Origin of the sequence: Salinimonas lutimaris (assembly GCF_005222225.1) — a bacterium.
GTDB lineage: Bacteria > Pseudomonadota > Gammaproteobacteria > Enterobacterales > Alteromonadaceae > Alteromonas > Alteromonas lutimaris.
In genome coordinates this window covers 437,105-457,174 of record NZ_CP036536.1, presented here as the reverse complement: position 1 = coordinate 457,174, position 20,070 = coordinate 437,105, and the positions used below count along the sequence as shown (strand labels likewise).

The 20,070-nt window shown below is 50.1% G+C and carries 21 protein-coding genes; 6 read left to right on the top strand and 15 right to left on the bottom strand.

Annotated features, from left to right (window positions below; genetic code table 11):
* The first annotated feature begins 65 nt into the window (after nucleotides 1-65).
* Both EZV72_RS01975 and EZV72_RS01970 read left to right on the top strand, forming a co-directional pair.
* A complete protein-coding gene (locus tag EZV72_RS01975) occupies nucleotides 66-1,877 on the top strand; it encodes a GGDEF domain-containing protein (RefSeq protein ID WP_137165652.1) in 1,812 nt (603 codons plus the stop codon).
* A gap of 152 nt (nucleotides 1,878-2,029) precedes the next feature.
* The gene (locus EZV72_RS01970) at nucleotides 2,030-3,838 is read left to right on the top strand and encodes a tetratricopeptide repeat-containing diguanylate cyclase (RefSeq protein ID WP_137165651.1); all 1,809 of its coding nucleotides are present in this window, start codon (nucleotides 2,030-2,032) and stop codon (nucleotides 3,836-3,838) included.
* A gap of 10 nt (nucleotides 3,839-3,848) precedes the next feature.
* Here EZV72_RS01970 and EZV72_RS01965 read toward each other — a convergent pair whose 3' ends face one another.
* The 4 genes from EZV72_RS01965 to EZV72_RS01950 form a co-directional block, all read right to left on the bottom strand.
* Nucleotides 3,849-4,343, bottom strand: coding sequence for a hypothetical protein (locus tag EZV72_RS01965; protein WP_137165650.1), 495 nt, complete (start codon nucleotides 4,341-4,343; stop codon nucleotides 3,849-3,851).
* Nucleotides 4,344-4,703: 360 nt separating this feature from the next.
* The gene (locus EZV72_RS01960; RefSeq protein WP_137165649.1) at nucleotides 4,704-5,675 is read right to left on the bottom strand and encodes a DUF4097 family beta strand repeat-containing protein; all 972 of its coding nucleotides are present in this window, start codon (nucleotides 5,673-5,675) and stop codon (nucleotides 4,704-4,706) included.
* An 18-nt stretch (nucleotides 5,676-5,693) separates the two neighbouring features.
* Nucleotides 5,694-6,191 (bottom strand): hypothetical protein, encoded by a 498-nt coding sequence (locus EZV72_RS01955; protein ID WP_137165648.1) that lies wholly within the window; start codon nucleotides 6,189-6,191, stop codon nucleotides 5,694-5,696.
* On the bottom strand, nucleotides 6,184-6,762 hold the full coding sequence (locus EZV72_RS01950; RefSeq protein ID WP_137165647.1) for an RNA polymerase sigma factor: 579 nt from the start codon (nucleotides 6,760-6,762) through the stop codon (nucleotides 6,184-6,186). Before EZV72_RS01950 ends, EZV72_RS01955 begins: the two co-directional genes overlap by 8 nt.
* Before the next feature lie 148 nt (nucleotides 6,763-6,910).
* Here EZV72_RS01950 and EZV72_RS01945 point away from each other — a divergent pair, with 148 nt between their 5' ends.
* Nucleotides 6,911-7,543, top strand: coding sequence for an MOSC domain-containing protein (locus EZV72_RS01945; protein WP_137165646.1), 633 nt, complete (start codon nucleotides 6,911-6,913; stop codon nucleotides 7,541-7,543).
* A gap of 53 nt (nucleotides 7,544-7,596) precedes the next feature.
* On the opposite strand, the gene rplI is transcribed toward EZV72_RS01945, so the two are convergent.
* The 11 genes from rplI to EZV72_RS01890 all read right to left on the bottom strand — a co-directional run bounded on the left by rplI (nucleotide 7,597) and on the right by EZV72_RS01890 (nucleotide 17,399).
* Nucleotides 7,597-8,049: a 50S ribosomal protein L9 gene (gene rplI / locus EZV72_RS01940; protein ID WP_137165645.1), complete on the bottom strand. Its 453-nt coding sequence runs from the start codon at nucleotides 8,047-8,049 to the stop codon at nucleotides 7,597-7,599.
* 26 nt (nucleotides 8,050-8,075) lie between these two features.
* The gene (rpsR, locus tag EZV72_RS01935; protein ID WP_073316739.1) at nucleotides 8,076-8,303 is read right to left on the bottom strand and encodes a 30S ribosomal protein S18; all 228 of its coding nucleotides are present in this window, start codon (nucleotides 8,301-8,303) and stop codon (nucleotides 8,076-8,078) included.
* 11 nt (nucleotides 8,304-8,314) lie between these two features.
* Nucleotides 8,315-8,707, bottom strand: coding sequence for a 30S ribosomal protein S6 (gene rpsF / locus EZV72_RS01930; protein ID WP_137165644.1), 393 nt, complete (start codon nucleotides 8,705-8,707; stop codon nucleotides 8,315-8,317).
* Nucleotides 8,708-8,864: 157 nt separating this feature from the next.
* Nucleotides 8,865-9,758, bottom strand: a complete 894-nt coding sequence (locus EZV72_RS01925; RefSeq protein WP_137165643.1) for a DMT family transporter — start codon at nucleotides 9,756-9,758, stop codon at nucleotides 8,865-8,867.
* Between the two features lie 127 nt (nucleotides 9,759-9,885).
* The gene (locus EZV72_RS01920) at nucleotides 9,886-10,665 is read right to left on the bottom strand and encodes a 3-keto-disaccharide hydrolase (protein ID WP_137168627.1); all 780 of its coding nucleotides are present in this window, start codon (nucleotides 10,663-10,665) and stop codon (nucleotides 9,886-9,888) included.
* A gap of 20 nt (nucleotides 10,666-10,685) precedes the next feature.
* Nucleotides 10,686-11,297 carry a gluconate 2-dehydrogenase subunit 3 family protein gene (locus EZV72_RS01915; RefSeq protein ID WP_137165642.1) on the bottom strand — a complete coding sequence of 204 codons (612 nt, stop codon included), beginning with the start codon at nucleotides 11,295-11,297 and terminating at the stop codon, nucleotides 10,686-10,688.
* Nucleotides 11,298-11,299: 2 nt separating this feature from the next.
* Entirely contained in the window at nucleotides 11,300-12,985 is a 1,686-nt protein-coding gene (locus tag EZV72_RS01910; protein WP_137165641.1) for a GMC oxidoreductase, read from the bottom strand.
* A gap of 39 nt (nucleotides 12,986-13,024) precedes the next feature.
* The gene (locus EZV72_RS01905) at nucleotides 13,025-13,906 is read right to left on the bottom strand and encodes a TIM barrel protein (RefSeq protein WP_137165640.1); all 882 of its coding nucleotides are present in this window, start codon (nucleotides 13,904-13,906) and stop codon (nucleotides 13,025-13,027) included.
* Nucleotides 13,899-15,119 carry a nucleoside permease gene (locus tag EZV72_RS01900; RefSeq protein WP_137165639.1) on the bottom strand — a complete coding sequence of 407 codons (1,221 nt, stop codon included), beginning with the start codon at nucleotides 15,117-15,119 and terminating at the stop codon, nucleotides 13,899-13,901. Before EZV72_RS01900 ends, EZV72_RS01905 begins: the two co-directional genes overlap by 8 nt.
* Before the next feature lie 42 nt (nucleotides 15,120-15,161).
* Nucleotides 15,162-16,217, bottom strand: coding sequence for a sugar phosphate isomerase/epimerase family protein (locus tag EZV72_RS01895; RefSeq protein ID WP_137165638.1), 1,056 nt, complete (start codon nucleotides 16,215-16,217; stop codon nucleotides 15,162-15,164).
* A gap of 24 nt (nucleotides 16,218-16,241) precedes the next feature.
* Nucleotides 16,242-17,399, bottom strand: coding sequence for a Gfo/Idh/MocA family protein (locus EZV72_RS01890; RefSeq protein ID WP_137165637.1), 1,158 nt, complete (start codon nucleotides 17,397-17,399; stop codon nucleotides 16,242-16,244).
* A gap of 288 nt (nucleotides 17,400-17,687) precedes the next feature.
* On the opposite strand from EZV72_RS01890, the gene EZV72_RS01885 reads away from it, so the two are divergent.
* From EZV72_RS01885 to EZV72_RS01875, 3 genes are all read left to right on the top strand, one after another.
* On the top strand, nucleotides 17,688-18,692 hold the full coding sequence (locus tag EZV72_RS01885) for a LacI family DNA-binding transcriptional regulator (RefSeq protein ID WP_137165636.1): 1,005 nt from the start codon (nucleotides 17,688-17,690) through the stop codon (nucleotides 18,690-18,692).
* Nucleotides 18,693-18,737: 45 nt separating this feature from the next.
* Nucleotides 18,738-19,595: a sugar phosphate isomerase/epimerase family protein gene (locus EZV72_RS01880; RefSeq protein ID WP_137165635.1), complete on the top strand. Its 858-nt coding sequence runs from the start codon at nucleotides 18,738-18,740 to the stop codon at nucleotides 19,593-19,595.
* 123 nt (nucleotides 19,596-19,718) lie between these two features.
* On the top strand, nucleotides 19,719-20,042 hold the full coding sequence (locus EZV72_RS01875) for a DUF3392 family protein (RefSeq protein WP_137165634.1): 324 nt from the start codon (nucleotides 19,719-19,721) through the stop codon (nucleotides 20,040-20,042).
* The last annotated feature ends 28 nt before the right edge of the window (nucleotides 20,043-20,070 follow it).

The following is a 20,070-nucleotide window of genomic DNA, read 5'->3' as shown; positions in this document are numbered from 1 at the left end:
GTATAGTCGTAGGCATTGTCTGTTTGTATTCTTGCTGTCTTGTGAAGCTGACTGCCTGTCTTTACTTGTGTTTTTGTATCCTGAGCACTCTGTGGAGTGCAGGCGTCTGCGCGTCCACTCTGGATGACTACCTGCAGAAGCGCCAGCAAGTGATGCTCCTGCCTTATGCTGAAATTATTCCCGCCCTGAAACAGGCAGAATTTGATACCTCCACCCCACTGGGGCGCTATGTTTACTATTCAGTCTGGCTGAATGCCGGACAGGGTAAGTCGGCTATAACACCCACGCCTGCTGACTGGCAGGCCCTTCAGACCCGCTACCCTGCCCTGTTTCATGAAAGCCGTATTCTCAGGACCTGGTTTTCCGGCGAGTCCGCGCAAACTAAATTACAGGATTTGTATCAGCTCAAGCAGATTGCAGCGAACCATAACTGGGTCCGGCTACGCCGGCTGGCCAGTTACTATCTGGTGATGACGTATCAGGGCGAAGGCAGCTATTTCAATGCCATCATTGAGCTTTATAACGTTATGAAAATCGCCCCACCGGCAACAGCCGCTTATGACTGGTATGACTATTCTCTCATTGATATTTATTCAGACATGGCCTACTCCCAGTACGGACTTCGCAACAATCAAGGCCAGTACAAATATTGCATCAAAATACAGGATTTTCTGACAGCCCAACCTACTTATGACGAAGGGGCTGAAGCAAGGGCACTTGCTTGTCAGATTGGTGCGCTACTCAGAATGTCCAGATTCAGCGATGCCGAACAGACTCTTAAAAAGTTGAACACGCTGGCTACTAATTCAAATGTTCCCGAAATCAAAATTACATCGCTTATCCGCTTTGCAATTTTTTTTCGCGCTAAGGAAAAGCATGAACTCTCCATAAGATACGCTCAGGAGACTATTGATATCCAGGAACAGCTGGGAATAAACATTTCAAATACAGTATATACAGCAAATATGTTGATGAGTGACGCTCAGCTTAAACTAGGAAATCCCCAAGCTTCACTGCGTTATTTTCTGGCAATGGAAAATAGTCGGGGCGCTATTGAGCAAGGCACACATTTTGATATCGAAGCCATTGTGCTTAAGGCCCGGATTGAAAATGCACTGGGCAATTATGCTGCTGCCGGGGCTCTGTATGAAAAAGCCTTGTCTCTGTTCGGGCCTCGCTCGGTGGCACCAGTCAATGATATGAGTTTAATGGCACTGCAAAAAGACACCGAACAATCACAGTCCTCCGTACTGATAATAAAAAATAAGCTACACCAGACCCGCGCCGAACAGATGACGCTGGTCGCGGTATTTACCACGGCGCTGGTAATTGTGGGTGGCGCGCTGATTTGGTATTTGGTTCGTCATCAGCAGCAACTGCGAGCCTTTGCCCGTACCGACAGTCTGACCCGGCTTTATAATCGCGGGCACAGTGTCGGCCTGGCTGATACCGCATTAAGCAAAGCTACGCAGAATAGTCCGGTGTGTCTGGCACTGATTGATATCGACCACTTTAAACAGATTAACGATACTTTGGGTCATCAGGTTGGTGACAAGGTGTTAGAAACGGTGGGCAGGCAGCTGACGCTGTGGGCCGGTAAACGTCACTTGGCCGGCCGCTATGGCGGCGAGGAGTTTTTGCTGATTTTACCAGATACCTCCCTTGATGTGGCCCAGGCCGAGCTGGCGCGATTACGTCAGTTGCTGGAAAGCTCCGTGGCGGAAATCAGGGGACCGCTGACATTTAGCGGCGGTATGGTCCAGGTTGCTCAGCCAGCGGACACCGACACCATCATCGGTCTGTGTGACACCTTGCTGTATCAGGCCAAGCAACAGGGCCGTAACAGGCTGTACAGCCGGAGCCTGAATCAGGCCTAGCGCAGGCTAATGACAGTCAGCCAGTCCCACAACAAAGGTGTCCTGAAACTTAATCAAATAAGTCCTTTTATTGCCTTTTGGGGATACGTATAGTCGTAGGCATTGTCTGTTTGTATTCTTGCTGTCTTGTGAAGCTGACTGCCTGTCTTTACTTGTGTTTTTGTATCCTGAGCACTCTGTGGAGTGCAGGCGTCTGCGCGTCCACTCTGGATGACTACCTGCAGAAGCGCCAGCAAGTGATGCTCCTGCCTTATGCTGAAATTATTCCCGCCCTGAAACAGGCAGAATTTGATACCTCCACTCCACTGGGGCGCTATGTTTACTATTCAGTCTGGCTGAATGCCGGACAGGGTGAGTCGGCTATAACACCCACGCCTGCTGACTGGCAGGCCCTTCAGACCCGCTACCCTGCCCTGTTTCATGAAAGCCGTATTCTCAGGACCTGGTTTTCCGGCGAGTCCGCGCAAACCAAATTACAGGACTTGTATCAGCTCAAGCAGATTGCAGCGAACCATAACTGGGTCCGGCTACGCCGGCTGGCCAGTTACTATCTGGTGATGACGTATCAGGGCGAAGGCAGCTATCTCAATGCCATCATTGAGCTTTATAACGTTATGAAAATCGCCCCACCGGCAACAGCCGCTTATGACTGGTATGATTTTCCTCTGACCGAAATGTATAAAAGTATGGCCTATTCGATGTTTGGCTTAGAAAATGATGCCGAACGGTTAAAATATTGCACAAAACTGACTGAGCTCACCGAGACCAGCTCTCACTTGTCCTCCGACTTTTTGGCGAATGCACTTTCCTGCCAGGTAGCAGCCCTTATCAGCTTAACTCAATACGATGAAGCAAAATCTGCGCTTAAGAAGCTTAGCCAGGTAGCGCGAAGAAGCTCAGATCCTTATACCAAACTAGTGTCATTAATGCGGTTTGCCTCTTTTTACAGAGAGATGGACAATTACCCTATGACATTTAAATATGCTCAGGAAGTTGTAGAGTTTCAGAAGCAAACGTATATGACTATTCCGAACATGAATTACAACGCCTACATGTTGATGAGTCTGGCACAACTTAAACTACAAAACCCTGAGTCGGCTATGCACTTTTTCCAGCTGATGAAAAACAGCAGAAATCATAATGAACAAGGCTCAGTTGAAAGAGCAGAATCACTGGTTTTGCATGCCCGGCTCAAGCTAGATAACAAACAATACGAAGATGCTTTTGACTTGTATAAACGTGCCGTAGATAAAATTAGAAGCCGAACTGATGTGTCGGTTAAGCAACTACATTTAAATATGCTTAGCGACGAGCTCGAAAATCCAGAACGCGATATCCTGATTACCGAACATCAGCTACACCAGACCCGCGCCGAACAAATGACGCTGGTCGCGGTATTTACTACCGCGCTGGTGATTGTGGGTGGCGCGCTGATTTGGTATCTGGTTCGTCATCAGCAGCAACTGCGAGCCTTTGCCCGTACCGACAGTCTGACCCGGCTTTATAATCGCGGGCACAGTGTCGGCCTGGCTGATACCGCATTAAGCAAAGCTACGCAGAATAGTCCGGTGTGTCTGGCACTGATTGATATCGACCACTTTAAACAGATTAACGATACTTTAGGTCATCAGGTTGGTGACACGGTGTTAGAAACGGTGGGCAGGCAGCTGACGCTGTGGGCCGGTAAACGTCACTTAACCGGCCGCTATGGCGGCGAGGAGTTTTTGCTGATTTTACCAGATACCTCCCTTGATGCGGCCCAGGCCGAGCTGGCGCGATTACGTCAGTTGCTGGAAAGCTCCGTGGCGGAAATCAGGGGACCGCTGACATTTAGCGGCGGACTGGTCCAGATTGTTCAGCCAGCGGACACCGACACCATCATCGGTCTGTGTGACACCTTGTTGTATCAGGCCAAGCAACAGGGCCGTAACAGGCTCTGCGGCCGCCAATGGTCTGGTTAAACCAACACCATTACACATTATCAGGCTGACTTTTCACCTCGGTTTTTTCCATTTTATAGAACACCCCATCCCACAACATGTATGCTTCCCGGTGTCCGGTAATAAATAGCTGCTGGCCGGGTAACAGATCGTTATTATCACAGCTGATTTGATAAGCCTGAATATCCTGCTTACCAGCCCCCAGTGTACTAAGGGGCACGTTGAACTGTGCATTAAATTCCTCTGCATTCAAACGTTTTTCGCTATAAACAGGGCTTTGGCATTGAATCTGACCTAACACAAGGTTATTCACACCGTAGTGATATGATTGTCCGAACCACTGTCTGGCCTCCTGCGGGTTTACCGCGCTGATCCCAGGCATAACGGCATCGGTTATAACCCAGGTTCCCTCAACAGGTTTGGGATCCCTGATAGCGCAACTGGTAACTACACTGACTAACAGTAAAGCACCAATGATAACTTTACATGGCGTAAACCATGACTTGCGGCTGCTGTGCCACACCATGACTGACTCCTTACAACTTCTGGTCATTACGCTTCGTACCTGGTCTGCGCATTATTGTTTTGCTGTAGATTACGAACCTTTGCCAAATACATTAGTTCAATGTGATACCCACCATAGTGAGCAAATGCAGAATAAAACAACAATTTAAGGGAAATCTGACAGATTACCGGGGGCAGCGGGTACAAAGTGAAGTACTGCATAAATCTATATAACGGCAAGTTATACGTATGCAACCGCTTATAAGTTCAATAACTCTAGTTTAGCGACCGGTTATGACTTTTTGATGTAAAGCCAACAATAAAACGACCCGGGCTAATGCCGGGCCGGGGAAGTAGGATAAGGACCTGCGGTGTCACTGCATTACTGTTTTGCCAGTCTTATTTTGCCGTGTACCGTCGATAGTTCGACCCGGGCACTGCCATTGCCGACGGTGAATTCCAGCCACTTATTCGGGCCATACTTAGCTTTGCTGGCCTGCTTGTCTGTCAGGTGATTAACAATACTTCCCCCTGCATGCGCCTGCATATCAAACCGTGCAGAGACATCCTGATTAAAGGTTAAATCAAGCTTGCCGCCCACAGAGGTCCCGTTAATATCACCATTATCAGCCAGGTTTATCCGCCCTGTCACAGCCCCGTTGACGGTGATAAGGTCCAGTTCGGTCACCCTGTCAGCGTTAAAGTCTATTTTACCATTCACCGACTCAAGCCTAAGCAATGCACTTTGTGAATCAACCTGAATATCACCGTTCACCGTGACAAACCTGGCATCCTGCGAACCTGTGTGCTGCCCGCTAATGTCGCCATTAACGGTTTCAACGGTCAGCTCGCCCGCCACGTTATCCAGTCTGATATCACCATTAACGGTTTCCAGCTTAATTCTGCCCTGCAGGTTTGACGCTTTAATATCTCCGTTAATAATCTCGGCACTGGTGGCGTTGGTAACATCCTGAATCTGCAAGTCTGCCGTGACCGCGCTGTATATCACCCGGCTATTGACCGGCACATAAATAGTCAGCTTATCGCCATTTGCCGTATTGGCATTTTTCCAGTCATCATGATGGCGCTTGCTCTCTATCTCCAGAAAGACACCGGCACCACGTTTTTCAAACTGGTACTCTTCGGTGTTGTCACTAAGTTCTCCGGTTACCTTAACCGCGCTTTTGTCCCAGGTTTTTATGATAGCCTCACCATTTACGTGTTCTATTTCCACATTCGGTGAGCCACTGGTTTCCAGCTCTTTATTGATAGGCTGCCCGGCCAGCGCCAGATGACTGAGCAGCACGCTGCCCAGCAGGAAGCTTTTGGCAGTGAAAGTAAAAGACGATGTCATAAGTAAAATTCCCCAGTGTTAAATATGTTGCCATTTGGGCGCGTGAACACGCTCAACCAGCAAAACCTGTTGTTGATAAACATTTTGCAGCATTCGCAGCAAAACGGTGTTGTCAGGGTCTTCGGCCAGTGCGGTTTTAATTGCTTTTGCTGCATCATCCAGTTCAGACAGCTGCTGTTGCCAGTTAGCACTGACCGCCGGTGCATCCTGCACACTGACCAGCAGAGTTTGCATTTGCTCTGCATGCTGTGCACTCAGTGACTGCACCAGTGCATTACCGGTTAATATCGTTTCGGGTTGATCAACAGGACTGTGTAACAGCGACCAGCTCGTAACCGCGGCCAAACAAATCCCGGCAGCTGTGGCCAGAACGGGGCGCAATCGTGACTGGCCATATCTGGTTTCCCGCTCGTGTTTTACGCCATGTTCAATACCGGCCCATAAGTCTCTGTCCGGGTTTAACTCACGCGGTAATTCGTCCAGCTGGCGTTTCAGACGCTGTTCAAAATCAGCCATGATTGTCTCCCATCCACTCACTTAAAAACTGTTTAGCCCGATGAAACTGCGCTTTACTCGAGCCGGTGGCAATATTTAACATTCGGCCAATGTCTTCATGCCGAAGCCCTTCTATGGCGTGCAGTACAAATACCACTCTGGCCCGTTCGGGTAGCCGGCAAATCAGACTGTCGAGATCAATCTGGCTGGAGCAACTCTGCGCCTCTGCCTGCAGAGCTACCGAACTGTCCTCCAGATTAAACATGCGCTTTACCCAGCCTTTTTGTTTGCGGATATAACTCAGTGTGACATTCGCTGTAACACTATGCAGCCAGGTTGAAAATCGACTTTGACCGGAAAAATTGCCCAGTTTTTGCCATAGCTGAATAAACACTTCCTGGGTAGCATCCTCGGCCAGCGCCCGGTCTGCCGTTAGCCGGTAACACAACGCATATACACGCTTGCCATACAACTCATACAGAGTCTGGTAAGCCTGCATGTCGCCGGATTTCACTGCTTGTATCAGCGCATGGTCAGGATCGGATGACTGACTCACAGAAGAAAAATCCTCTGCGCTCGTTACAATTTCCATGATGGTGTTCTACCCGCTGGTTCAGGTTATTGATTATTGGTTATCAGGTAAGTTGCAGAAAAACAGACAAAGGTTTAAAGCTTATTCATATTTTTTTTGCCTGTTGTTTACCTCATAATGACACAAACTCACTTACGCAGGTCATGTTATGCAGATAAACGCGCTGTTTGCCGGCAAACCCGCTCCTTTCGGGCCGCGTGGCGCGCCCAGCAGTATCATCAAAGCTTCAGCCAGCACGCTGACGGTCAGACAAACCGGCACCGATGAGGATGAACAGGGCAATAAAAAATTGCACGGCGGGCCGGAAAAAGTGCTCCATCAGTATAGCTATGAAGGCTACCAGCAGCTTGACCGTCTGCTTCCTCAGCACAGTTTTGCCCCCGGAACCATCGGTGAAAACCTGCTTGTTGAAGGTATGCATGACAACAATGTATTTATTGGCGATGTCTATCGGTTTGGCGAGGTGGTGTTGCAGGTTAGTGCCCCGCGGGCTCCGTGTAATAAAATTTCGCACCGCTTCGGAATCAAAAATATGGACCGTCTGGTTGGACTGCACGGTATTACAGGCTGGTATTACCGGGTAATAGAGACCGGTGTGCTTAACCTTGATGATTCGGTTTCGCTGGTGTCACGGCCCGACAATACGGTGAGTATTGCAGCGATTATGCAAAGTGTTTATGACCCGGCACTGACGTCTCAGGCTGGCCACTATACCACCCTGGAGGTGGTCGATAGAGAATGGCGGGAAAAGTGTCGCAGACGGGCTGAAAAAGCCACCTGACAAACAAAAAAGCCGCTCTTAAAAGAGCGGCTTTTTCAATCATTAACTAACGCTTACGCTTCAGCGATGATAACTACTTTAACAGACGTTGCTACGTCTGAGTGCAGTTGTACGTCGATGTCGTATTCGCCAGTTTCACGCAGTGTACCAACAGGCAGGCGTACTTCAGCTTTAGATACTTCAACACCAGCTGCAGTGATTGCATCTGCGATGTCGCGAGTACCAACAGAGCCGAATAGTTTACCTTCATCACCTGCAGGTGCTGCAATGGTAACTTCTTCAAGCGCGTCAAGCTTCTCAGCACGTGCTTGTGCTTGTGTCAGTTGGTCAGCGATTTTCGCTTCCAGCTCAGCACGACGTGCTTCGAATTTTTCAACGTTGTCTTTAGTTGCAGGAACTGCTTTACCCTGTGGGAAAAGGAAGTTACGTGCAAAACCAGACTTAACAGTTACTTTGTCGCCCAGACCACCAAGGTTGGCGATTTTATCCAGTAGGATGATTTCCATCTTAGCTACCCCTTATTTCGCCAGACTTACTTGTGAGAATCAGTGTACGGAAGCAGTGCAAGAAAACGTGCACGCTTGATCGCAGAAGACAGCTGACGCTGATATTTTGCGCTTGTACCTGTAATACGGCTAGGGACGATCTTACCGCTCTCTGTGATGTAGTTCTTCAGAGTAGCGATATCTTTATAATCGATTTCAGTCACACCTTCTGCTGAAAAACGGCAGAACTTACGACGTCTGAAAAAACGAGCCATGAATGTTCTCCTTACGCGTTATCTTCTGTGGTTTCTGTTTTCTTTTCTGCTTTAGGAGCAGAATCTTCGCGACGCTCACGACGTGGCTCTTCTTTCATCATAGGAGAAGGCTCAGTCACAGCGTTTTTAGTGCGCATAACCAGATTACGCAGGATCACATCGTTGAAGCGGAAAGCATTTTCCAGCTCGTCAACAGCTTCAGCAGTCGCTTCAGCGTTGATAAGAACGTAGTGTGCTTTGTGTAGCTTCTCGATTGGGTAAGCCAGTTGACGGCGGCCCCAGTCTTCCAGGCGGTGAATCTGACCACCGTCTTGCTTCAGGATAGTGGTATAACGCTCGATCATACCAGGTACTTGTTCACTCTGATCAGGGTGAACCATGAAAACGATTTCGTAATGACGCATTATTGCTCCTTACGGTTGTAGCCTCGTCAGTACAGCCAGCTGCTGGAGGCAAGGAACGAGTTGGTTTGGCTGTAAGGGCGCGAAGTATACAGACTCCGCACCACCTGCACAAGTAGTAATCAGGCGGTTATGGCAATAAAGCGCCTATCCATACCTTTTAATGGCCGGCGAGCTGCCCGGCAGCCACCAGCACGGCAACCCCGGCCAGAGCCCCGAACGACCAGAAGACCGTCGCTTTACCGGCCTTCTCCCCTACCACCCAGGCTACTGCCAGTGACATAACCGCAGAGGTTGCAATCAGGGTTTGAACCACGCCGGCTTTGGCATTGGCAAAGGCCACCATTTGCAAATACAGTGCAGCAGCGGTACCTAATAGGGTGGCCAGAGCAAACATGCGCCACATTCTGGCCGGATCATCGCTTTCAGGCAGCCAGCGTTTTTTCATCACAGCCATCAGCAACACAATAATTAATAACCCGCCGGTCAGGCGAACCAGACTGGCGTTAAAGGCATCCAGAAACGTGTAGGTGGTCAGGATATCCCGGCTAATCACCGCTCCTACCGCCTGACACACTGCGGCTATCGCCGCATAAATATAGCCGGAAGGAGCAAACAGATGCAGCTGTGTTTTGCGTCTGACTTTCACCACCATGTCCACGCTAACCAGCACCAGCGCAATTCCCAGCCATTGTTGCCAGGTCAGCCATTCAGCTATCCATACCATCGCCAGCAGTGCAGTAAAAATAGGCGCCAGCGTTTCTGTGATCAGCACTGACTGGGTATCACCAATTTTATTCAGGGCCTGAAAAAAGCAGGTATCACCAATGCCAATTCCCACCACACCGCTGAGTAAAAGCCAGCCATAAGCGCTGACAGGTAAATCTACCGGCGGCAGGAACAATTGCGTAACCACCAGCAGCAGCGCAATGGCAACCAGTCCTTTCCAGAAATTTAATGATAACGGGGAGAATGAAGCGCCCAGCACTTTGAACATACGGGCCGCAATCGCCCAGCATAATGCCACCGTTAAAGCAGCAATTTCACCGACCATAGTCATCCAAGTAATGATGTAAAAGTGCGCAAGCGTAGCAAACCGGTAAAGCTTGTCTAGCTACCTGGCATAAAAAAACCGGTTATCAGGCGATAACCGGTGGTACAGCCTCAGTAAGCCGGGGAGCTTACTTTAAAGGTGTGATTTCACGTACCCAGATATTACGAAAACTGACTTCGTTGGTATGGTCCTGTAACTGAATAGGAGCACAACCATGCGCTTCATAAGATGGCTCACCTATCCATTCGGTTTTACCTTTGAGCTCATAGTGATTCTGAACCAATACGCCATTGTGCAGCACTGTGATGGTGGCTGGTGTCATCAGCTTTTCACCATCAAATCGCGGCGCATTAAAAATAATATCGTATTCCTGCCACTGCTCAGGTGGTCGGGTGGCATTAACCAGCGGAATACTTTGCTTATAAACACTGGCGGCCTGGCCGTTGGCATAGGTTTTACTTTCAAACGAGTCCAGCACCTGCACTTCGTAGCGCTGCTGTAAAAACACGCCGGAATTATTACGCTGCTGCCCTTCCATGTCCGCCTCAGGTTTTGGCGCACGCCACTCAACATGCAGCTGTACATCACAAAATGACTGTTTTGTTTTAATATCTCCGGTGCCCGGTTTTACCGTCAGTACTCCGTCTTTTACGGTCCAGTTTGCCTCGCCGCCTTTTACCGACTCCCAGGCCGACAGGTCTGTACCGTCAAACAACACAATAGCATCTGACGGAGCTTCCCCGGCATTGGCGGTAATTTTGGGTGGAACCGGCTCCCAGACTTCGGTTTTTTCTGCTTTTTGCCAGTCTTCCAGTTCGTCATCTGCTGCCATAATCTGTCCTGAAAAAGCCGTGGCGCTCATGGCGACGGCCAACGCAACACTGCTTATTTTATAGGTCTGCTTCATCATATTCTCCTGCCTTTACCTTAGGTAGCCCAGGCTTTCTGGCCTTTTTTATACTCAATATCGCCGTCGTATTTGCCTGGCACCGGTACATAGCGCAGCACCTGTGTGCCCCCTTCTTTAGAGGTGAAAAAGCCAAACAACGTCAGCTGTTTAAATAACGAAAAATAATGTGGTAATGGCTGTTCGCCATCAGTGCGTCGACTGTTAGGCATGGAAGAGGCCACGCTCCACAGACCATTTTGTTGATTTTGCGCTTTGGCTTCACCATCCAGGCGGGTAAGCAATGTTTTCTTGTCCGCCGCACTCAACAGCAGAAAATCTTTACCAAATTCACTACTGGCAGCTCGGTTCAACTCACTCATGCCCTCTTTAAAGGTCTTTTGCAGTGCCGGCGTATAACAGTCTTTCACCAATACCGCCATAATTTGTCCGACATTAGCGGCTTTGGCTCCCGGCGTATCGGTTTGCGGAATAATGACCTCGCCCACTTCATTTAAAAATGCCACGTCTTCTTTAGTAAAGCCGGTGGATGACAGGCTGACATCTTCACGCAGGGTATAACCCATAGCACTGCCGGCAAATGCCACGCCAGTCGCAGCAGTGATCAGTTTTAATAAGTCCCGACGATTCATGGCTACAGGTTTCCTTTTTTCAGTTCACTGACAGCAAAGTCTGCCGCCCGGGCAGTCAGTGCCATATAGGTTAACGATGGATTAACACAGGAGGCCGATGTCATACATGCCCCATCGGTCACAAATACGTTGAGCGCATCCCAAACCTGGTTCTGACCATTTAGTACCGAGGTTTTCGGGTCACGCCCCATGCGGGCGGTGCCCATTTCATGAATTCCCATCCCCGGCTCATAACCAGCATCCCAGCCATGCACATCTTTAAGGCCCGCCGCTTCGAGCATCTCTATCGCGTCCTGCTTCATATCTTTGCGCATGCGCTCTTCGTTCTCGCGAATCTTCACATCCATCTCCAGAACCGGCAGACCCCACTTGTCTTTCACATCCTTATTGAGATAGATCTTATTACGGTGGTCCGGCAGCATCTCACCAAAGGCATTCATGCCGATATTCCAGGTGCCCGGCTCGCTAATCGCGTCTTTCAGATCCTCACCTATGCCCAGCTCTGCTACATCACGACGCCAATTTGAACGGCTGGCACTGCCTTGATAGCCAAAGCCGCGCACATAGTCTCGTTTATCGCTGCCCCAGTTACGGAAGCGCGGAATATAGAACCCGGACGGGCGACGACCGTAGTAATAACGATCATCAAAGCCCTCGACTGTGGCAGAAGCGCCCAGACGAAAGTGGTGATCCATCGCGTTGTGGCCCAGCTCTCCGCTGCTGCTACCCAGTCCACCTTCCCAGATATCTGTAGCAGAGTTCATCAGCAACCACGACGAGTTGAAAGCCGAGGCATTTACAAAGACTATTTTTGCAGTGTACTCATAGGTCTGGTTGGTTTGTGCATCAATCACCTCTACACCACGGGCGCGCTTTTTATCTTTGTCATACAGAATTTGCGACACAATGGAGTACGGGCGTAAGGTCAGATTTCCGGTTTTCATCGCCGCGGGTAAGGTCGACGACTGGGTAGAAAAATAACCGCCAAACGGACAGCCCAGCCAGCATTTATTTCTTGCCTGACAACCGGCCCGGCCTTGCTGAGGCTGAGCCTGGGTGGCATTGGCTGCACGCCCGATTATCAGGTGACGCGAGCCTTTAAACGCTTTTTTAATGCGCGCCGCCACGTCTTTCTCCACCACGTTTAAATCAAACGGCGGCATATACTGACCATCCGGCAGAACATCCAGGCCATCACGATTACCCGAGATACCCGCGTACTTTTCTACATAGTCATACCAGGGGGCCACATCTTCGTAGCGAATCGGCCAGTCAACCGCGATCCCTTCTTTCTGGTTCGCCATAAAATCTTCATGGTTCAGCCGGTAGCTCTGGCGCCCCCACAGCAGGGAGCGGCCACCAACGTGATAACCGCGAAACCAGGCAAACGGCTCTTTTTCAACATAAGGCGCTTCTTTCTCATTAGCCCACATGCCGTATGTCGCTTCGTTAAGTGGATAATCCCGGGATAACACAGGATAGTCCTCTCGCATCTGATGGGTCGCCAGATCGCGATGCGGATAGTCCCATGCTTCTTTATGGGCGTTTTTATAATCTTCGATGTGCTTGATATTCTGACCACGATCAAGCATCAGCACTTTCAATCCTTTTTCGGTGAGCTCTTTAGCGGCCCAGCCGCCACTGATGCCCGAGCCTACGACTATCGCATCATAATGATTATTCGCCATGTTCTGTCCTCATTAACGCACTAGCGTTGGTTATTCTTCTTACACATCGCAGATTTGAATTGCTTCGCGCAATGAGGCAATTCGTCCTGCTTCGGTCTTGGCTGTCGGGATAAATTCCTGGGCCAGATAGCCATCAAAATCAAGTGCTTTGATAGCATTAACAATGGCCGGATAATTCAGCTCCTGAGTGTGGTTAATTTCATGCCTGCCAGGTACGCCAGCGGTATGAAAATGTCCAAAGTACTGAATGTTGTCGTTGATCGTGTGGATAATGTCGCCTTCATTTACCTGCATGTGATAAATGTCGTACAACAATTTGAAATTGTCGGAGTTAAGCGCCTTACACAGGGCAATCCCCCAGGCCGAGTTATCTGCCATGTAATCCGGATGATCAATTTTGGAATTAAACAGTTCCATTTGCAGAATGACCCCGCGCTTTTCTGCGTGCGGCACAATCCGGCTTAATCCGCTGGCGGCATTTTTCAGTCCAACCTGTGGGTCCATGCCCCGTTTGTTGCCACTAAAACACACCAGATTTTTATAGCCCGCTTCTGCGACCAAATCGATATGTTTCAGGTAACGTTCGGTCAGGGCATCATGAAATTGTGGATCGCACCAGCCATCTTCCAGATTCAGCTCAGCCCCGTTACACATGGAGCTGTCTACCCCATGCTTTTTCAGGATGTGCCACTCGTCCGGGCCTACCAGATCAATGGCATTAAAGCCGATTTCCTTAATCACTGTGCACAGAGTGTCCAGGTCCATATCGCCGTAGGTCCAGCGCGCCACAGCATGGCGTATATTGCCTTTTAATTTAAGCGGCATTGTGGTGTCTCCCTGTACCCGGGTAGCCAGGCCTCCCAGTGTCAGACCCACCCCTGACACTGCCATTGCTTTGAGTAACTGCCGTCGATTAGTCATCTACTGATACCTTTTCTGATTTAAACAGCACGGTGAACAGCACAAGAACCACCAATGCGAAGGCTGCCGGGAATAACCACACATTCATCCACGCATGTCCTGAGTCTGTCACATAAGCATCGGTAATTTGCCCGGCAACCCAGAAGCCAATCAGCATACCCACGCCATAGGTCGCCAGCGTAATCAGTCCCTGGGCAGCACTTTTTACTTTCTCACCGGCCTTGGCATCGGTATAAATCTGGCCTGACACAAAAAAGAAGTCGTAGCACAAACCGTGCAGCGCAATGCCAATAAGCAGTAACATCATGCCTTCATCAGCATTACCGTAGGCAAACAGCACGTACCGAATAACCCAGGCCAACATGCCCAGTACCAGCGTTTTCTTTATTCCAAATTTGTTCAGGAAAACCGGTAGAGCAAGCATAAACAACACTTCGGAAACCTGACCAAGCGTCATCTTACCGGTGGCATTTTCCACGCCGATTTCGGTCAGAAACGGATTCGCATTCTGGTAATAAAATGCCAGCGGAATGCAAATCAGTACCGAAGATAAGAAAAATACAAGAAAGTTACGGTTTTTGAGCATGGACAGCGCATCCAGCCCCAGAGCTTCGCCCAGCCCGGCAGCCTGCCCTTTACCCTTTGGAGGCGTGGCGGGCAGAGTGAAACTAAATAAACCCAGTAATAAGGATGCAATGGCGCACAGCATGAACGTATTGCGCAGCATCCCGTCACCAATAGCCTGGCGGGAGTCCCATGAAAAGACATAGCTGATGACAAGACCGGCAACAATCCAGCCGATGGTGCCCCAGACACGAATTTTGCCAAATTCTTTAGACGGATCGCTCATCTGACTGAAAGAGACAGAGTTTACCAGCGCCAGTGTTGGCATATAGGCAATCATGTAGCCCAGAACCAACGGGTAGAAGGTGGTGAAATCCTGGGCCTGATACATCATGTACATTAACACCGCACCAGCCAGATGCAGCACACCCAAAATGCGCTCAGCATTGAAAAAACGATCGGCAATGAGACCGATGATAAACGGCGCAATAATCGCTCCCCATGACTGGGTGGAAAACGCCATGCCAATTTGAGCACCGGAAGCCTGTAGGGTACCGGCCAGATAAGTACCCAGAGTGACAAACCAGCCACCCCAGATAAAAAATTGCAGGAACATCATGACGCTCAGGCGCGCAGTTATATTATTCATTGTTATCCTCGCTGCAAGCTGTTGGCAAAATGCCGGGGCGAACTACTTATTAAGCCCCAGAATTCGCCGGTTCTTCTCTTCGCTGGCCTGACCGCCGGCAAAATCATCAAATGTACTGGTGGCCGGCTGAATAATATGACTGGCAATAAATGGCGCCCCTTCGGCTGCCCCCTGCGCTGAGTCTTTCAGACAACATTCCCACTCCAGTACCGCCCAGCCATCAAATCCGTATTGAGTCAGCTTGCTGAAAATACCCTTGAAATCGACCTGGCCATCGCCCAGTGAGCGGAATCGCCCCGGACGGTCAGCCCAGTCCTGATAGCCGCCGTACACACCGCTTCTGCCGTTAGGCAGAAATTCAGCATCTTTGACATGAAACATTTTGATGCGGTCATGATAGCGGTCGATAAAATCCAGATAATCCAGCTGCTGTAATACAAAATGGCTGGGATCAAACAGAATATTGGCCCGCGGGTGGTTATCTACCGCAGCCAGAAAACGCTCAAAAGTGGCGCCATCGTGCAGGTCTTCGCCTGGGTGAATTTCGTAACAGACATCTACCCCGGCTTCATCAAAAGCATCCAGAATCGGCTTCCAGCGTCTGGCCAGCTCCGCAAATCCTTGCTCCACCAGACCGGCTGGACGTTGTGGCCAGGGGTAAACCAGATGCCACATAAGCGCACCGGAAAAGGTGGCATGCGCATTCAGACCCAGACGCTGACTGGCTTTAGCTGCCAGTTTCAGCTGATTAACAGCCCACTCGGTACGTTGTGCCGGCTTGCCATGCAGGTGGGCCGGTGCAAAGTTATCGAATAGCTCGTCATAAGCCGGATGAACCGCCACCAGCTGCCCCTGCAGGTGCGTGGAAAGTTCGGTAATCTCGATACCATATCTGGCACAGGTTGCCTTGGCATCGTCACAATATTGCTGGCTGTCTGCCGCTTTTTCTAAATCAAATAACGCCGGGTCGGTGGGGACCTGAATCCCTTTGTAGCCAAGTGAACTGGCCCATTGCGCCATGTTTTCCAGCGAGTCAAACGGGGCGGTATCTGAGGAAAACTGGGCAAGAAAAATAGCCGGGCCTTTAATTGCTGACATAACGGTCTCCTGATGCTGCTCTGGTTAATTAAGCGCTGGCACGGCGTGCCACTTGGTATCGCTTTTAGCGCTGTTCAGCATAGCCTGGATAAAGGCCATACCACGTACGCCCGACATCAGTCCGGGCACCCCTTCGGCGGTGCCGGTTTTGCCAGCGCGTACCGCATGGGCAAAGGAGGTATATAAATTTGCCATGGCCTCAAGATACCCTTCCGGATGACCACCTGGGATGCGGCATCGCGCCATTGCCTCGTCGCATAGTCCCGGCTGACCACCACCGGCCCTGAAGACCTGATACGGCTCACCGGCAGGCCGGTAAATCACGGAATTAGGCTCCATCTGCTGCCATTCCAGACCACCTTTATCGCCATACACACGAATTTTGAGAGGGTTTTCCTCACCGGCACACACCTGGCTGGCGACCAGTACGCCTGAAGCCCCTTTACTGGTTTTGAGTAATGCCGCCCCGTCATCATCCAGTCGTCGGCCATCCACATGAGTGTTCAGTACTCCACACAGTTCACTAACCTGATCATCGAGCACAAACTCGACCAGCCCGAATGCATGAGTACCGATATCCCCCATGCAGCCGCTGGCACCGGATAAGGCCGGGTCAGTGCGCCACGAGGCCTGTTTGTTGTGCGTTTCTTCGGCCCCAGACAGCCAGCCTTGCGGATATTCCACATACACTTTGCGAATCGTCCCCAGCTTGCCGCTGAGAACCATATCGCGGGCCTGCCAGACCATTGGATACCCCAGATAGGTATGCGCCAGACCAAATAATACCGGCGCTGATGACAGCGCCGCCGATAAGGTTTTCACTTCATCAAAGCTGACCGCAGCCGGCTTTTCGCAGAACACATGGAAACCCGCTTTGGCTGCGGCCAGCGAAACAGGTACATGCAAATGATTAGGCGTAACAATACTGACGACCTGCATACGCTGGTCTTCCGGTAGCTGCGCTTCCTGTTCAATCATGTCCTGCCAGGAGGCATACACCCGGGCCGGGTCCATATCCAGACTATCTGCAGTGCGCTGATTATTATCCGGGTCACGGGAAAACGCCCCGCATACCAGCTGATAGTGGCCGTCGAGCCCGGCTGCATGGCGGTGAACCGCGCCGATAAAAGCGCCCTCACCGCCGCCAATCATACCCAGGCGTAGCTTCTTTGTTGCTGGCATCAGTGTCTCCAGTCAGTAGCAACATCAGGACAAGATATTTCTTATCACGATGTTATAAGTTTGTTATCTTCGTAAAAATGTAACGGATTACATTATTTTTTGTCAAACAAATTTAAACAAAAGTTGAATAATTATGAGCAAATAACAACCCAAAGCTCATCCCGATGTTTTTATTTTGTAAAATTTATTGGATGCACACTGGATTTTTGGATAAATTTCCGTCATCTTTCGTTCAAACGATGTTAACGGTTACATTAACAATAAAAATAACAGGTACTATCTGAACACATGGCAACAATCCGAGATGTAGCAAATCTGGCCGGGGTCTCGGTCGCAACCGTATCGCGCACCCTGCAGCAACCTGAGCGGGTCTCCCCAAAAACCCGTCAGCGGGTCGTGGAAGCGATTGACAGCACCGGATACAAACCCAATCTGATGGCGGTTAAGTTTCGCTCCGGCAAAACGCATAACCTGGTGGTACTGGTGCCCACGGTAGCGAATGTGTTTTTTGCCCGCGTCATTAGCGGCATGCAGGAAGCCGCGGTGGAAAAAGGCTATTCGTTGCTATTGGGCAATACGCTGGGAAACCCTGAAATTGAAGCGGATTACGCCAGAATGGTTCAAACGTCTCAGGCCGACGGTCTGATACAGTTACGCGCGCACAATCCATTTACAACCGACATGCAAAAAGGCAGTGATTTGCTGCCTATGGTGAATGCCTGTGAAGTACTCAGCAACCCGTCCTGCCCGGTGGTTACACTGGATAACCGCTGCGCTGCCAAAGCCATGACCCGCCATTTAATTGACCTGGGGCATCGCCGGATTGCCCTGATAAAAGGGCCGAATGCCAGTCCCCTGACTCAGGATCGTCTGGCGGGTTATCAGGATGCCTTGCGTGAAGCGGGTCTTACTTTTGATGAGCAACTGTTGTTTAACGGCGATTTTACTCTGCAGGCGGGAAGCGATGCTGCTAGGCATATGCTGACCATGGCTGATCGCCCTACCGCGCTGTTTTGTGAAAACGATGAAACCGCCATGGGTGCGATGCACGCGATTAAAGCTGCAGGCCTGGCGATTCCGGCAGATATATCGGTTGCCGGGTTTGATGATATTGCATTTTCAGCATATTGCGATCCGCCACTGACAACAGTGGCCCAGCCAGCCGAAGAATTTGGCCACACCGCTGTGGGGCTGTTGGTTGATGTACTTAATGGCAAAATAAAAAAAGCCCCGAAAGTGGTTATGCCCTATGAACTTAAACTTCGTCAGAGCACCGGCCCTGCGCCGCTTTGATCCATCCCAGATGTATTGACGGGACACCCAAAACAGGAGATATCAATGATTGCCAACAGCCCTTTGAACCGTCGCCGATTTATTCAGCTTGGTGCCAGCGCAACCGCCCTGGCTGCACTGCCATTATCATTCTCACTACAGGCGCATAATCACAGCAGCGCGGTGCCTGCACTGCAGCTCTATACCCTGCGCGACTGGATGGCGGTAAGTGTACCGGGCACACTGCAACTGGTGGCCGGTGTCGGCTACAAAGAGCTGGAGTTTGCCGGTTATTACAACCACTCACCTAAAGAAATCAAGCAGCTGCTGGATGGTGAAGGCCTGAGCGCTCCCTCCTCCCACGTACCACTGGATATGTTTAAAGCCGGTGTGAATAAGGTCATTGATACCGCATTGGAGATTGGCCATCGTTATGTGGTTGTGCCTTACCTTACCGAGGCGCAGCGGGGTAACTCCATAGATGTTTATAAGCAGCTGGCTGCAGATTTGAATATCTGGGGCGAAGCCTGCAACAAGGCCGGCCTGAAGCTGGCCTATCACAATCATGATTTTGAATTTTTCAACACCAACGGACAGATTCCCTATGATGTGCTGCTAACCGAAACCGACGCCGACAAAGTGGCGATGGAAATGGATCTGTACTGGATGTTTAAAGCCAAACAGGATCCGCTGGCCTACTTTAATCAGCATGCCGGACGCTTTAAATTGTGGCATGTAAAAGATATGGATACGTCGGGCGCGTTTGCTGACGTGGGAACAGGCACGATCGATTTTGCACCGATTTTTGCTGCTGCAGATAAAGCTGGTGTAGAACATTATGTGGTTGAGCGGGACCAGACGCAGGATAAACTGGCCACCATTCAACAAGGCTATAAAGCAGTCAATGCCCTGCTGCATCCGTAAACCGGATTTTGGTTTACGGTATGGTCGCGCCAATGGTAACGCTTGTAGTTGAACATTTTGGGTTTTCAAATTCGGCAAAGTCGCTAAACTGACAGGAGTTTAATTGTCACACGGAGTAGTACAGTGGCGGAATGGTTAACTCAGGTCACCCGGTGGCTGGCACCGTATTTTACCGAGATGAGCCTGATGTTTATGGCAACCTTGCTGGTGGTATTTGGCGACATCATCAATAAGCAGGTAAAAGCAATGCTCAGTCCCTGTCATTTTATTATCAGGGTATTGCTGTTTGTACTGATGTGCGCATTTGGTTATGGCGCTTTAACCTTGTATGGTGCGCCTCTGGTGTTGCATGTTATCAAGTTTTTTCCTTACTACCTGCAAGGTGCATTATTTATCACCGCGTTTATCGCTATTGGTGTGTTCGCCGAACGCCGGCGCTACATGTAACGCCAGCCTCCATAAAAAAGCTCCCGTT